Source organism: Flavobacterium glucosi (genome assembly GCF_048286535.1).
GTDB lineage: Bacteria > Bacteroidota > Bacteroidia > Flavobacteriales > Flavobacteriaceae > Flavobacterium.
The window spans coordinates 660034-675472 of the sequence record NZ_JBLVPK010000001.1; the positions used below are offsets into that span (position 1 = coordinate 660034).

General features: G+C 35.8%; 13 protein-coding genes. 9 read left to right on the forward strand and 4 right to left on the reverse strand.

Annotated elements, in window-relative coordinates; translation table 11 throughout:
* Nucleotides 1–97 precede the first annotated feature (97 nt).
* From prfA to ACNQGD_RS03095, 3 genes are all read left to right on the forward strand, one after another.
* On the forward strand, nucleotides 98–1174 hold the full coding sequence (gene prfA / locus ACNQGD_RS03085; protein ID WP_379859166.1) for a peptide chain release factor 1: 1077 nt from the start codon (nucleotides 98–100) through the stop codon (nucleotides 1172–1174).
* A gap of 150 nt (nucleotides 1175–1324) precedes the next feature.
* On the forward strand, nucleotides 1325–2167 hold the full coding sequence (pyrF, locus tag ACNQGD_RS03090) for an orotidine-5'-phosphate decarboxylase (RefSeq protein WP_417998254.1): 843 nt from the start codon (nucleotides 1325–1327) through the stop codon (nucleotides 2165–2167).
* 72 nt (nucleotides 2168–2239) lie between these two features.
* Nucleotides 2240–3046 carry an ABC transporter substrate-binding protein gene (locus ACNQGD_RS03095; RefSeq protein WP_417998255.1) on the forward strand — a complete coding sequence of 269 codons (807 nt, stop codon included), beginning with the start codon at nucleotides 2240–2242 and terminating at the stop codon, nucleotides 3044–3046.
* Here the strand turns inward: ACNQGD_RS03095 and ACNQGD_RS03100 are convergent.
* Nucleotides 3041–3190 carry a hypothetical protein gene (locus tag ACNQGD_RS03100; RefSeq protein WP_417996684.1) on the reverse strand — a complete coding sequence of 50 codons (150 nt, stop codon included), beginning with the start codon at nucleotides 3188–3190 and terminating at the stop codon, nucleotides 3041–3043. The two genes, ACNQGD_RS03095 and ACNQGD_RS03100, sit on opposite strands and share 6 nt — an antisense overlap.
* Before the next feature lie 106 nt (nucleotides 3191–3296).
* Between ACNQGD_RS03100 and ACNQGD_RS03105 the strand changes: the two genes are divergently transcribed.
* Entirely contained in the window at nucleotides 3297–4082 is a 786-nt protein-coding gene (locus ACNQGD_RS03105) for an alpha/beta fold hydrolase (RefSeq protein ID WP_417996683.1), read from the forward strand.
* 311 nt (nucleotides 4083–4393) lie between these two features.
* Complete coding sequence (locus ACNQGD_RS03110) at nucleotides 4394–5050, forward strand: VOC family protein (protein ID WP_417998256.1); 657 nt, start codon at nucleotides 4394–4396, stop codon at nucleotides 5048–5050.
* 113 nt (nucleotides 5051–5163) lie between these two features.
* On the opposite strand, the gene purU is transcribed toward ACNQGD_RS03110, so the two are convergent.
* Together purU and ACNQGD_RS03120 are read right to left on the reverse strand one after the other, a co-directional pair.
* A complete protein-coding gene (purU, locus tag ACNQGD_RS03115; RefSeq protein ID WP_417998257.1) occupies nucleotides 5164–6018 on the reverse strand; it encodes a formyltetrahydrofolate deformylase in 855 nt (284 codons plus the stop codon).
* A gap of 125 nt (nucleotides 6019–6143) precedes the next feature.
* The gene (locus ACNQGD_RS03120; protein WP_417998270.1) at nucleotides 6144–6851 is read right to left on the reverse strand and encodes a DUF4197 domain-containing protein; all 708 of its coding nucleotides are present in this window, start codon (nucleotides 6849–6851) and stop codon (nucleotides 6144–6146) included.
* A 285-nt stretch (nucleotides 6852–7136) separates the two neighbouring features.
* On the opposite strand from ACNQGD_RS03120, the gene ACNQGD_RS03125 reads away from it, so the two are divergent.
* A complete protein-coding gene (locus ACNQGD_RS03125; protein WP_417998258.1) occupies nucleotides 7137–10589 on the forward strand; it encodes a methylmalonyl-CoA mutase family protein in 3453 nt (1150 codons plus the stop codon).
* A 77-nt stretch (nucleotides 10590–10666) separates the two neighbouring features.
* Here the strand turns inward: ACNQGD_RS03125 and ACNQGD_RS03130 are convergent, their stop codons facing one another.
* Nucleotides 10667–11065 (reverse strand): FimB/Mfa2 family fimbrial subunit, encoded by a 399-nt coding sequence (locus ACNQGD_RS03130; RefSeq protein WP_417996679.1) that lies wholly within the window; start codon nucleotides 11063–11065, stop codon nucleotides 10667–10669.
* 351 nt (nucleotides 11066–11416) lie between these two features.
* On the opposite strand from ACNQGD_RS03130, the gene ACNQGD_RS03135 reads away from it, so the two are divergent.
* The 3 genes from ACNQGD_RS03135 to ACNQGD_RS03145 form a co-directional block, all read left to right on the forward strand.
* Nucleotides 11417–12283, forward strand: a complete 867-nt coding sequence (locus tag ACNQGD_RS03135; RefSeq protein WP_417998259.1) for an alpha/beta hydrolase — start codon at nucleotides 11417–11419, stop codon at nucleotides 12281–12283.
* A gap of 1177 nt (nucleotides 12284–13460) precedes the next feature.
* Nucleotides 13461–14000: a hypothetical protein gene (locus ACNQGD_RS03140; protein ID WP_417998260.1), complete on the forward strand. Its 540-nt coding sequence runs from the start codon at nucleotides 13461–13463 to the stop codon at nucleotides 13998–14000.
* Nucleotides 14001–14014: 14 nt separating this feature from the next.
* Nucleotides 14015–15439: IPT/TIG domain-containing protein (locus ACNQGD_RS03145; protein WP_417998261.1), on the forward strand; the 1425-nt coding region annotated here is incomplete at its 3' end.

Below are 15439 nucleotides of genomic sequence, written 5' to 3' on the forward strand. Positions count from 1 at the left end.
TCCGTCCCTCATTGTTCGCTATAACAATCTCAAGCGGGAACCTTGCAAAATGTGAAATATTTCACTAATTTTGCACTCTAAATAAAGGACTAAGAAAATGTTAGACAGACTTCAAATAGTAAAACAACGTTTCGATGAGATTTCGGATTTGATCATTCAGCCGGATGTGATCTCGGATCAGAAACGTTATGTGCAATTGAATCAAGAGTATAAAACTTTGAAAGCTTTGGCTGAAAAGCGCGACGAATACGTGCTTCTCATGGCAAATATGGATGAAGCAAACGAAATAATTGCGGATAACAGTGATGCAGATATGACCGAAATGGCCAAAATGCAACTCGATGAAGCGAAAGAAAGATTGCCGGAATTAGAGGAAGAAATCAAATTTATGTTGATTCCTAAAGATCCCGAAGATGCCAAAAATGTCATGGTGGAAATTCGCGCCGGAACGGGTGGGGATGAAGCGAGTATTTTTGCAGGGGATTTATTCCGTATGTACACCAAATATTGTGAGAACAGAGGTTGGAGAACTTCAGTTGTGGATATGAATGAAGGAACTTCGGGTGGTTTCAAAGAGGTGATTTTTGAAGTTACCGGTGAAGATGTTTACGGAACCTTGAAGTTTGAGGCTGGTGTTCACCGGGTACAACGGGTACCGCAAACGGAAACGCAAGGACGTGTGCATACCTCGGCAGCGACTGTTATGGTATTGCCGGAAGCAGAGGAATTTGATGTACAAATCGATATGAATGATGTGCGTGTGGATTTTTTCTGTTCGTCAGGTCCAGGTGGACAATCGGTAAATACAACCAAATCAGCGGTACGTTTGACGCATATTCCAACCGGATTAGTGGCGCAATGTCAGGATCAAAAATCACAACATAAAAATAAAGACAAGGCATTTGGCGTTTTGCGTTCCCGTTTATACGAACAGGAATTAGCCAAAAAACAAGCGGAAGATGCTACTACACGTACTTCTCAAGTAAGTTCTGGGGACCGTTCGGCTAAAATCCGTACCTATAATTATGCACAAGGTCGTGTAACCGATCACCGTGTAGGATTGACTTTGTACGATTTAGGAAATATCATGAATGGTGACATTCAGAAAATTGTTGACGAGTTAGCGTTAGTCAACAACATGGAAAAATTGAAAGAAGCCAGCGAAGTTTTCTAAAGAAAATAGAAGCAAGAATAAAGATTAAAGAAAAGATGCCATACTGAGTTTAAGTGTTGGCATTTTTTTTAATATTAAAACGAACAAAAGAGTATAATTTGGTTCAAAGTGGAGCAACCTGAAACTTTAAACTTTAAACTTTTCATTTGAATGACTACACAACAACTTATTGACCAAATCAAAATCAAGAAATCGTTTCTATGCGTAGGTTTAGATGTTGATTTGAATAAAATTCCACAACATTTATTGGAACTGGAAGATCCCATTTTCGAATTCAATAAAGCGATAATTGATGCGACCCATGATTTAACGGTGGCTTACAAACCCAATATTGCTTTTTATGAAGCGAATGGTTTAAAAGGATGGATGTCATTGCAGAAAACAATCCATTACATCAACTCAACTTATCCGGATATCTTCACGATTGCTGATGCTAAACGGGGTGATATTGGTAATACGTCTTCGATGTATGCCAAAGCTTTTTTTGAGGATTTAAACTTTGACAGCGTTACTGTTGCTCCTTATATGGGGAAAGATTCGGTGGAGCCATTTCTGGCTTTCGAAAACAAACACACGATTATGCTGGCTTTGACTTCCAATGAAGGTGCGTTTGATTTTCAGACCTTAAACGTAGGTGGAACCCGAGGCGAAGCCGAACGGAGCGGAGCTAAAGAATTGTACAAACAGGTATTAGAAACGTCTAAAACGTGGAAAAACAGCGAAAACCTGATGTATGTTGTAGGAGCTACCAAAGCCGAATATTTTACTGAAATTCGTAAAATTGTCCCTGATAGTTTCTTGCTTGTTCCCGGAGTGGGCGCGCAAGGCGGAAGTTTATCTGAAGTTTGTAAATACGGTATGAATGCCAATGTAGGATTACTGATTAATTCTTCCAGAGCGATTATTTATGCTTCAAACGGGACTGATTTTGTTGAAAAAGCAAGAGCAGAAGCGTTGAACATGCAACAGGAAATGGCAGTAATATTAGGTTAATGATTGTTTAAAGTCTAACGTTTAAAGTTGCTCCACTTTGAACGTTAAACCTTTAACCTTTAAACAAAAAACATGAAAACGCTAATTGACCAAATCGGGACTTCGCATCATTTTGAAACTTCACCTAAGAGGATTGTTTCGCTGGTACCATCTCAAACGGAATTATTGTATGATTTAGGTTTGGAAGACCGAATTGTTGGGATTACCAAATTCTGCGTGCATCCGTATCATTTTAAGTCAACTAAGAAAATTGTAGGCGGAACCAAAAAAGTGCATTTTGAGAAAATCAGATTGTTGCAACCGGATATCATCATTTGTAATAAAGAGGAAAATACACAAGAAATTGTGGAGGAACTGCGTAAAATTTGCCCGGTTTGGGTGACGAATATCATCACGATTGAAGATAATTTTCAAATGATTACTGACTTTGGTCAGCTCTTCAATTGCAGAACCGAAGCCCAGAAATGGAACGATAAATTGGCTTTTGCCTTGAGCGATTTTAAAAAATTCGTCAAAGATATACCCGTAAAAAAGGCAGCATATTTCATTTGGAAAAACCCTTTTATGGTTGCGGGTTCCAATAATTTCATCAATGAATTACTGAAACTGAATCATTTTCAGAATATTTACGATAAAAATCCTGAGATTTCGGGGCGTTATCCGGAAATCGAACTCAAAAAGATGCGCTTAGAAGGTGATCCGGATTTGGTTTTTCTTTCCTCAGAGCCGTATCCTTTTAAAGAGGAAGATGCTTTTGAAATAGGAAGACATACGCATCATGCAAAAACGGTTTTTGTTGATGGCGAAATGTTTTCTTGGTATGGAAGCAGACTGTTAAAAGCGTTTGACTATTTTAAAAAAATGCATCAAAAATTATAATTCGGATTCCTCTAAAATTAATTCTTCTGTTGCTACGGTAGGCTTTGTAGTATTTTTTTCTATGTTGAAATTTAGTTCAGCAAGTATTTGATATTCTCTTTTAAGCTTTTCTATTTCACTTTTCTCTTTCAATAATCCAATCATCGGTGTAATTTTTTTGCAAATTTACGGTATACAATCTTTAAATTAGCATTATTTTTTGTTAAGATTGAGATTTAAAATTAAAATCCTATTTTTACAAAAAAAACACGTGATTAATTATACCATTTACGAAAATAAAAATACCGATGAATGGGTAACTTTTGTTCATGGTGCCGGAGGAAGTTCTTCTATTTGGTTTAAGCAAATTCGGGATTTTAAAAAGCAGTATAATGTATTGTTATTGGATTTACGAGGTCACGGGGAATCAAAACCCACTTTGAAAACGGCTTTCAAACAGAAATATACTTTTTCGGCTTTGGCCAATGATATTCTGGAAGTTTTAGATTTTCTAAAAATTAAAAAATCACATTTTATAGGGATTTCTTTGGGTACCATACTCATCCGGCAATTGGCAGAAATGTATCCGGAACGCGTGCAAAGCATGATTCTTGGCGGTGCAATCCTGAAAATGAATTTCCGTTCTCAAGTATTGATGCGATTGGGAAATATGTTTAAATATGTATTGCCTTATTTGGTTCTATATAAGTTTTTTGCCTTTGTCATTATGCCTAAAAAAAGTCACAAGCAATCTCGTGTTCTTTTTATTAATGAGGCCAAGAAATTATACCAGAAAGAATTTATCAAGTGGTTTAAACTCACCGCCGAAATAAATCCAGTGCTGAAATGGTTCCGTCAGGTTGAGTTGAATATTCCGACGCTTTATGTTATGGGTGAAGAAGATTATATGTTTTTGCCATCGGTTAGGAAAGTTGTCGAAAATCATTATAAATCGTCAAAACTCTTTGTAATAGAAAAATGTGGACATGTAGTAAATGTGGAGCAACCTAATGCTTTCAATGACGCAGTTCTTTCTTTTATAAATACGGCTAAATAAAAAAATGCCTGCATTATAAATGCAGGCAATTCTTTAACTAACCAAAACCAAAATAATAAATAACCAGTTTATTACTCTGCAAAGATCACCCATAAGGGAATGTTTTGCTGTTAAGATTTTGTTATTACTTTGTTGTACATAAGTTAAGTTTTATAACTTTATTTCTAGAGCATTTACTTAAGGATTTTGACGCCATCTGAGGCTATAGAGTTTCTGCGGGTTTAAAGAATACCATTAGAAATTCATAGTGATTTAGCTGCTGGACGTTTAGGTGTATTTGTTAAAAAGATAAATTACTTTATTTGAACACGATGAATATTCTCGAACTGGAATTATTGACAGATAGTATAACGGAAACAGAGTTGTTTTATAACAACATAGTCGGGTTGAAAACAGTTTCGAAAAACAATTCGAGTGTTTCCTTTGCAGCCGGTGCCACACAACTAACGTTTCGATCTTCTGAGAACATCAAGCCAGTATATCATTTTGCTTTTGATATACCCAATAATAAACTATTGGAAGCCTTTGCTTGGATAGAAAAGAAAACAGAAATTCTAGAGGTTGTTCCACCAGAAAAAATTGCCGATTTCTATAATTGGAATGCCAAGTCTTTTTATTTCTATGACAATAATGGAAATATTTTAGAATTCATTGCCCGTCTCAGTTTGGATAATGCTTCAGAAAAACCATTTGATGGTTCGTCAATTCTTTCTGTAAGCGAAATAGGTTTTGTTACTAAAAATGTTTTCAAACTCAGTGATGAAATGTTTAATAAATACGGTCTTTCGGTATTTTCAAAACAACCAAAACTAGAAAAGTTCATCGTTTTGGGAACTGATACAGGGCTTTTTATCCTTGTGGAAGAAAACCGGGATTGGTATCCAACGCATCAAAAAGCAAAATCGTTTTGGACCAAAGTGGTATTTGACAATAATGGGAAAACGAAGGAAATTGAAGTTTCAGGTTAAAAAATACGATATATATAAAATGCTCATCAAAGTGAGCATTTACATATGAATAAATTATTTAATTTTATGGGTTTTCGGCCCCCTTTCCTTTGGAGAGGGTTGGGGTGAGGATATTAAGAAAACACCACCGTTTTATTGTCATACACCATTGTTTTTCTCTCGGCATGCAATTTTATGGCCCTAGCCAAAACCATACGTTCCAGATCGCGCCCTTTCATAATAAAATCTTCTATAGAATGGCTGTGCGAAACTCGGGCAATATCCTGCTCGATGATCGGGCCTTCATCCAATCCTTCGGTCACATAATGACTGGTAGCACCAATGATTTTTACACCGCGTTTAAAAGCAGAATGATACGGTTTTGCTCCAGGAAATGCGGGAAGAAAGGAATGATGAATATTGATAATTTGATTCTGGTATTGCGCAATCAAATTGGGAGTGATAATTTGCATGTAGCGCGCCAAAACAATAAAGTCAATGTTGTATTCTTTCAATAAATCCAACTGTTTTTGTTCACCTTCGGTTTTAATGTCTTTCGTGAAAGGAACATAATGAAATGGAATAGAAAAACGTTCCGCCACTGCTTTCAAATCCTCATGGTTGCTTATAATCAAAGGAATTTCAAGAGGCAATTCACCAGCGCTGTAGCGTCCTAAAATATCATACAAACAATGGTCGTATTTAGAAACAAACAAAGCCATTCTTGGTTTTTCGTCTTGGGTATACATTTCCCACGACATATTAAACGGAGTCGCTAACTTAGCTTGAAAATCAGTTTTGATCGCTTCAATATTCCAATTTTTGGCACTGAATTCACATTCTAAACGCATGAAAAATACATTTTCATCGGCATCAACATGTTGGTCTAAATAGATAATATTACCATCAATAGCAGAAATATAATTCGTAACGGAGGCAATAATTGCTTTTTGATCTTTGCAATGGATTAGGATTGTAATTTTCTGCATTAGCGTTCTGTTTTCAGCTTTGTTGGTAGTAATGAATAATATTTTTCAAAACTAAATGTATTTATTTTTATATAAAAGTTGAATTAGGCTGTTTTATGTTTAAAAAAAAACAGCCCAATTTCAATCTATCTGTTGTCCTGCATTGCAAAAACTTTCTGCAATAAAACAGAAGTTCTGGAACTCAAATTGGTTCTGATGTTTTTCTCCTCAACAGCAACCATTTTGAAAACGCCATTCAACGCTTGATTGGTCACATAATCCGTCAAATCAGGATTTACTTTATTTACAAGAGGAATACTGTTGTATTTGGTAATAATGTTCGTCCAAACTTTATCTGCACCTACTTTAGTAAATGAATTTTTAATCACCGGATTAAATTTCCCATACAAAGCGGTCGAAGTACTGTTCTGTAAATAATTCGTCGCCGAACTTTCATTTCCCATCAAAATCGATTTGGCATCCATGAAAGTCATATTTCTAACGGCGTCTATAAATATTGGAGTCGCTTCCTTCACCGCATCTTCAGCAGCGCGATTCAATACTTTCAACCCTTCATCAGCCAATGAACTCAATCCAATTCTTCTTAAACCAGCGTCTACTTTTCTCAATTCTTCTGGCAATAAAATTTTTACAGCTTCATTTCTGAAAAAACCATCGGTGGCTGTCAATTTGGTTACTTGTTTAGAAATTCCATTATTCAACGCTTCCTTCAATCCGCCTGCAATATCAACACTGCCAATTCCTTGCGTTTGTGGAAATTGATTCATGACTTGTTGCATTTCGGCACAACTCGAAAGCGAAATTGCTACCGCTAAAATTAAAATTTTCTTCATCATAATTATTTTATTAGTTTACGTCGTGTGTTTGCCCTTTGGCTTTTGTAAAAATACTACTTATTCAAAAACAAAGCCAACTATTCTTTAGGAGCACAAACTTTAGTTTATTAATCACGTTTTGTCCCGCTTTTTGCTGTATCCTCGCCAAAAAAAGCGAGGGATGCCGCTGCAATCGGGGCTAAATAACAAAATTCTGCCTAATTTATCAACAACCAGCAAGAACATCAAATAATTTTTAAAATAAAATTGTAAATTGCAGTCTTAAATTATCATATTCATAAAATGGAACAACAAATACCATATATCCCTAACAATAAAGTAAGAATTGTAACCGCTGCAGCTCTTTTTGACGGTCACGATGCCGCAATCAATATTATGCGTAGAATCATTCAGTCTACCGGTGTTGAGGTAATCCATTTGGGCCACGACCGCAGTGTGGAAGAAGTTGTCAATACAGCGATTCAAGAAGATGCGAATGCAATTGCAATAACTTCGTATCAAGGAGGTCACAACGAATATTTCAAATACATGTACGACTTGCTTCAGGAAAAAGGAGCAGGGCAAATTAAAATATTTGGCGGCGGCGGCGGAGTAATCCTGCCTTCAGAAATAGCCGAATTACAAGCGTATGGAATCACCAGAATTTATGCGCCAGATGACGGACGTGCTATGGGATTGCAGGGTATGATAAATGATTTAGTACAACAATCCGATTATCCTGTTGGAGATACACTTACAGATGAAATAAAACATTTGGAACAAAAAAATCCAAAAGCAATTGCCAGAATCATTTCATCAGCAGAGAATTTTCCGGATGTTGCTGCCAAAACTTTGGTAACCATCCAAAAAAAGAATCTGGATTGTAAAACTCCCGTTCTTGGAATCACGGGAACCGGTGGATCTGGAAAATCATCATTAGTGGATGAATTAGTACGTCGTTTTCTAATCGATTTCCCAGAGAAAACAATCGGATTAATATCTGTCGATCCATCAAAACGAAAAACAGGCGGTGCTTTGTTAGGTGATAGAATCCGAATGAATGCCATCAATAGTCCTCGAGTTTACATGCGTTCATTGGCCACACGCCAATCAAATCTGGCTTTGTCTAAATATGTTGCCGATGCGATTCAAGTGATCAAAGCGGCAAATTATGACATCATAATTCTGGAAACTTCAGGAATCGGTCAATCGGATACGGAAATCATGGATCACTCTGATGTATCCTTATATGTAATGACACCGGAATTTGGTGCGGCAACGCAATTGGAAAAAATCGACATGCTTGATTTTGCCGACTTGGTAGCAATAAACAAATTTGACAAACGCGGTTCTCTGGATGCCTTAAGAGACGTTAAAAAACAATACCAACGCAACCATAATTTATGGGATGCTAATTTAGATACACTTCCGGTTTTCGGGACGATTGCCTCGCAGTTTAACGATCCGGGAATGAATACGCTGTACAAAGCGATAATGGATAAAGTCCATGAAAAAACGGATTCTGATTTGAAATCTACGTTCAAAATCACGCGTGAAATGAGCGAAAAGATTTTCGTTATTCCGCCACACAGAACGCGTTATTTATCTGAAATTGCCGAAAGCAACCGAAAATATGATGTTACTGCGGTAACTCAAGAACAAGTAGCACAGAAATTATATGGAATTTTCAAAACGATTGAAACGGTAACCAAAAAAATACCTGAAATAAACAAAGCAGGAATTAATGACGATTCAGTTTTACCAAGTGCTTTGGAATCTGAGAAACCAGGTGCTGCTGAGGACAAAATATTTTTGAATCTTTTACTGAATCAATTTGATAAAGTAAAAATGGATTTGGATCCATACAATTGGGAAATTATTTTGACTTGGGAAGAGAAAGTAAACAAGTACAAGAATCCAGTTTATACGTTTAAAGTTCGTGACAGGGAAATAAAAATGGCTACGCATACAGAGTCGCTTTCCCATTCTCAAATCCCGAAAATTGCGCTACCAAAGTACAAAGCTTGGGGTGATATTTTACGTTGGTGTCTGCAGGAAAATGTTCCTGGAGAATTTCCTTTTACCGCTGGTTTATATCCTTTCAAACGGGAAGGAGAAGATCCATCTCGTATGTTTGCCGGAGAAGGCGGACCGGAAAGAACGAACAAGCGTTTTCATTATGTGAGTGCAGGATTACCTGCAAAACGATTGTCAACAGCTTTTGACAGCGTAACTTTATACGGAAACGATCCACATGTACGTCCTGATATTTATGGAAAAATCGGTAATGCCGGAGTTTCTATTTGCTGTTTGGATGATGCGAAGAAATTATATTCTGGTTTTGATTTGGTTCATGCGATGACTTCGGTGAGTATGACTATCAATGGGCCAGCGCCCATGTTGTTAGGTTTTTTCATGAATGCGGCGATTGACCAACAATGTGAGTTTTACATCAAAGAAAATGGTCTTAAAAAAGAAGTTGAGGTACAAATCAACAAAATTTATGCAGCAAAAGGAGTTGAAAGGCCGCATTATCAAGGTGATTTACCTCAAGGGAATAATGGTTTAGGGTTGATGCTTTTGGGCGTAACCGGGGATCAGGTTTTACCTTTGGAGGTGTATAACGAAATAAAAGCAAGAACGTTGTCTCAAGTACGTGGAACCGTTCAGGCTGATATTTTGAAAGAAGACCAAGCCCAAAACACCTGTATTTTCTCTACGGAATTTGCGTTGCGATTGATGGGTGACGTACAGGAATATTTCATTACTAAGAATGTCAGGAACTTTTATTCGGTTTCTATTTCAGGATATCACATTGCTGAGGCTGGTGCAAATCCGATTACGCAATTGGCTTTCACACTTTCGAATGGTTTCACGTATGTGGAATATTATTTGAGCCGTGGGATGAGTATCAATGATTTTGGACCCAATTTATCGTTCTTCTTTTCGAATGGAGTTGATCCGGAATATGCAGTTATCGGTCGTGTGGCACGTAAGATTTGGGCGAAAGCCATGAAAAATAAATACGGCGCTAATGAACGCGCGCAAATGTTGAAATACCACATTCAAACGTCAGGTCGTTCTTTGCATGCACAGGAAATAGATTTCAATGATATTCGTACCACTTTGCAAGCGTTGTATGCCATTTATGACAATTGTAATTCGTTGCATACCAATGCGTACGATGAAGCAATAACAACGCCTACGGAAGAATCAGTGCGTCGTGCCATGGCGATTCAGTTGATCATCAATAAAGAATTAGGATTGGCCAAAAACGAAAACCCAATTCAAGGAGCTTTTATCATCGAAGAATTAACGGATTTAGTGGAAGCTGCAGTTTTACTCGAATTCGATCGTATTACTGAACGTGGTGGCGTTCTTGGTGCTATGGAAACCATGTATCAACGCAGTAAAATTCAAGAAGAAAGTTTGTATTATGAGACTTTGAAACATACGGGTGAATTTCCAATTATTGGCGTGAATACGTTCTTGAGTTCTAAAGGTTCTCCAACAGTAATCCCAGCCGAAGTAATTCGTGCCACAGAAGAAGAAAAACAATACCAAATTGATATGTTGAACCATTTACACCAGTCCAATCAGGATGTAGTGAAGGAACATTTAAATACGCTTCAGGAAGCCGCCATTAAAAACGAAAATTTATTTGAACACTTAATGGAAGCAACTAAGGTTTGTTCTTTGGGACAAATCACTTCGGCTTTGTTTGAAGTAGGTGGGCAGTATAGAAGAAATATGTAGTATGTAATTCATATTTATAATCAATGAAAAAGGCTGTCCCAAAAGACAGCCTTTTTTAATACTATTCTGACAGAGGACTAATTAATAGTTGCCAAATTTCGATTTTTCATTGTCGGTTTGTACACTTCCGAGATTGCTTTTGTTGTTAAAATTGTTTTTTGTTCCGAGATAGTAATTTCGTATTTTACTTTTTTTAGGCTGTTTTCGACAACCAAATAGTACGTTCCCACGGGAAATTCATCTAAATTATAGGTCTTTGAGATTCCTTTTTCACCGGTAGCTTTTTCGGTGTAGATTAAATTATTGGCATCATCATAAATAGAAACATTAGCCTTTTTAATTTGGTTTACAGTAAAGCTAATTTCATTTCCTTTTCCTTTTTTTACATTAAGTAAAAAATCTTTATCAATTGCATACATACTCATGTTAGTCATTGTTACTATCAACAATAAACTTAATTTTAAAATGTTTTTCATAATTCTAGTTTTTAAATTAATAGTTAAAATTTCTATTGTAAAATTATAGTAAGAATCGCTTCAAGAATAGAACTGGATTTTCTGATTTAGATGCTATTTTGTCATTATGATTTCTTTGTGCTTGAAATTCAATAACTTAAAGATCTATTTGTGTTAAAAAAGTATATATTGTTTAATCTTTAATGGAGCGTTAATTAGGAATTAAATTGTTTCATAAAAACACATCAATATTATAGTACGCATTTCTAAAGGAATCAATTTTTTTCTAAAGTGTATTCGATTTTTAAACGATAAAGCAGGTATTTCTGAAAAAGTGTATATTTACTTTTCAATCACCAAAAAAACTTTCAAATGAAAAAACTTCAGATTCTATTTTTATTTTTCCTTCTTGGGCACGCTGCATTATCTTATGGTGCTAAAGCCGATACGTTACAAATCCCGAGTTTAGCTATGAATAAAACCTACAAAGCTGCGGTAGTATTGCCCAGTTCTTATGCTAAAAGCAAGGGTAGTTATCCCGTGCTTTATTTGTTGCATGGTGCTTATGGACATTTTAATGATTGGTTGTCTAAAACTCCCGATAAGAATTTATTGCACAATTTAGCCGATCAATATAATATCATAATTGTAATGCCGGAAGGGGAAACTTTCAGTTTTTATCTTGATAGTCCTATTAATAAAGGAAGTCAGTTTGAAACGTATATCACCAAAGAAGTAATTCAGAAAGTAGATAATACCTATCGGACAATAAACGACAGAAAAGGACGCGTAATTACAGGACTTTCTATGGGAGGTCACGGGGCATTGTATCTTTCCACAAAACACCCGGAACTGTTTTGTGCAGCGGGCAGTATGAGCGGAGCAGTAGATATGGGGAGCATGATTAATCCGGAATCTAAGGAAAGAGTTACTAAATTAATGGAACCTGTTTTTGGAATTGAGGGAGTGTCACAGGAAGTGTATGCCTCAAATGCGGTTTTAAATATGATTGATAAAATAAAAAGTAACAAACTGGAATTGATTATAGATTGTGGAGTAGATGATTTTTTGATTGAATCCAATAGAGAATTACACCGAAGACTTGTTTATAATAAAGTTTCCCATGATTATACGGAACGTCCAGGAGCGCATACTTGGGAATATTGGGAAAATGCGTTGCCTTCACATGTATTATTTTTTAGTAAAATTTTAAGAAACAATACCGTTGTTGTAAAGTAGGAATTAGAATTCAATTGTAATTTTTATACAAAAGACCTTTCAGCAATGGAGGGTCTTTTTCTTTGTCGTTTTTTAGATTGCTAAATTGTTTTGAAGAATAAAAATCAATGTTTTAAAGCCTTTATATAGTTTCTGAAACTTCAAAACAGGAATCATTTTTAAGACTCTACGATTAGGAATATTTTAATACAATTTTGGGTAAAAAATCAATACTAATAATCCATGTGTTAAAGTGTTTTATTGTTTTTTAACATTATTTTTTTTTAACAAAAATTAAACAATAAAAAACTTAATTAATTAATTATCAATTAGTTAACGAGTAATTAAGTGTTAATATATCATAGTTGTAAACCTTTTCTTAGCCAATAGTGTCTCTTGTCGATAATAAGAGAATGTTGTCTTTTTTAGGGTTGTTTTTTTTCCTTTTTTTGATGCAATACTTAACTTTGATTCAGTAAAAAAGTTATATGATTTAAGTTTTTTTTATAAAGTAACTTTCTGGTTAACAATAGAATTTTTTGTTACCCCGTAATAAAAAATCCTTTGGATAATGGGGTGCTTTGTAAATTTTTTTTGAAGGTGTTTCGTTTTTCTGCAAGTTTTCTCCCCGAATCTGAAAATTTTTGTTTCATACCTATTTTATTAATTTAATTTCAATGCTACTTGTTTTAGATTAGAATTTTAAGGTTGCTTTTTTAGCAATTGTCCGGTTATTAAAAGAGTTTAGTTATTGTTCCCCGCAATAAAAATCCCTTGAACGATGGAGTACTTCATTAATACGTTTATGAAGGTGTTTCGTTTTCTGCAAGTTTTCTCCCCAAGTCTGAAAACTTTTGTTTCATCCTATTTTTTAATTTCAATGCTAGTTGTTTTAGATTAGAGTTTTAGGGTTGCTTTTTAAGCGACTGTCTGGTTATTTAAAGGATTTAGTTATAGTTCAATTCTATAAAATATTCTTTGGCTGATTGAAAACTTCAGAATTCTTCTGAGGGGTGTTTATGTTATTTCCTTTTAGTGTTTTACCTCGATCTGTATCTGCAGACCTACCTTGCCTAAATAACAATGGTATCAGATACATACGTGATTAAAAAACACATTCTATTTTCTGTAGCCCTGTTTCTACTGTCCTAACTTTTTAATTAATAGTGTGGTTTTAAAACTTTAAAATAATATTATTATGGAAAAACATGTTTTATTAAATTTTTTAGCTTTTTTCAGTAATCGGGATGATGTCTTGATTGCGGATGAAAATGGATTTAAGATGGGTTTAAGTCGAGTGAATTATTCACTGACTAATACAAGTAAATATTTTTTTGAGCAAACTTTTAAGAATAAAAATGTTATTTCAAGTATGTTTTTACTTGTTATGCTTTTTCTTTTTACGAGCTTTCTGTATGCTCAACAACCTTCCTGTAATCTTTCAGGTTCGTTAAGGGGGTATTTTGATTCTGGAGGAGGCAGCATAGTAAGCATCAATTCTGATGTTTTTAACTCTGCTCCTACCACTACTTATTCTTGGAAAATTGATGAAAACGTACCTGAGGCTACTATAGTTTCAGGTAAGGACACGTCAAATATTCAGGTGAAAGCAGGTACTAAAGGAGGAAGCTTTACCATAAAGCTTACCGTCACAAATCCTGGTTTAGATGGAGGTTTAAGTGAATCTTGCACCTGCACTAAATCAGTTACTGTAAGTCGAAATTTAAAATATAAATGATAAAAAATTACATTATGGAAATTTCTAACAAAATTGAAGAATTGGGTGACTGTTATAAAAAATCAGATCATTCAAATAAAAAAAATAATAATAAAGTGGGATTCTTTTCGATGGTGCTGTTTTTACTGATGACATCAGTTCAGATGGTTTATGCGCAAGTTCCCACTATTACAGGTTTTTCGCCGGCTTCTGCCAAAGCGGGAGCAACGGTTACCATTATAGGAACCAATTTTACGGGTGCTACATCAGTTAAATTTGGGACACAAGCGGCCACCTCATTTACCGTTGTGAATTCCAGTACTATTACAGCTGTAGTCTCGTCATCAGGTGAGAGCGGTAGGATTTTTGTAACTACTGCTGCAGGAACTGCTGAAATCGTTAATTTTGTATTTTTACCACCACCATCATGTAACATAGTGGGTCCTCTTAAAGCGTGTTTTGGTACAAATCTGACGTTTACAGTAGAAATTGCAAATAGTGGTAATGATCAAACATCAACACCTCCTGTTCCTGAGCTTATCTTAACATTCCCTCCGGGGCCGGATAACACTACAAATGGAGCAATGATTATATCTAATACGCCTTTTGTTTATAATCCTGTTACAAATTCAGGAACTTTAACAGCAGTATTGTTTCCGGGAACAACCACGGGGAAAATCCTGGGTGTTTTACGAGTTAATGCTCCTGGAGGTAGTTCTGAATGTAGTGCCTCTATCGTAATAACAGACGTAGATGTAACAACATCATTTCTTCCTATTACATGTTTTGGAGGTACTACTAATCTTGTAGTTAATGCAACCTCAAGTGGTAATACCTCTTATAAATATACACTGCATCAAGTGGGGTCAACTAATCCTGATATAGTTATAAATTTCACGCCATTTACAACAGTTTCCTTTCCAAATCTTGTAGCTGGTGACTATACAGTTACTGTAGAGGGTAATGACCTAGGATGTAAAGCGGAAGCAAATCTTACGATTCAAGGGCCTCCTTCAAATCCGGTACTATTTAATTGCCCAACAGTTGTAACTGAAACGGGTTGTCAGACACAAGACCAAATTAATACAAAATTTAATGCCTGGCTTGCAACTTTTAGTACAAGTGGTGGTGCTAATCCTGTATTAACAAGGAGTCCTATAACTCCTTTAGCACCAGGTAAATGTGGAGGATCTACGACAGTTACATGGACAGTGACCAGTGACTGCGAAGCAACTAAGACTTGTACAAGTACCTTTACGGTAACACCAGATACAGCAGTACCTGTGATCATGGCTACCGGAACTCCAACCAACGGCACCTTGGGTTGTAATCCAACAGCAGACGCTATTACTGCAGCGCTAGGAACAGCCACCGCCACGGATAATTGTGGTTCAGTAAGTCCAACATTCACCGATGCAACAGTGGTAATCACCGGTTGTCTACGTTCACAAACCAGAACC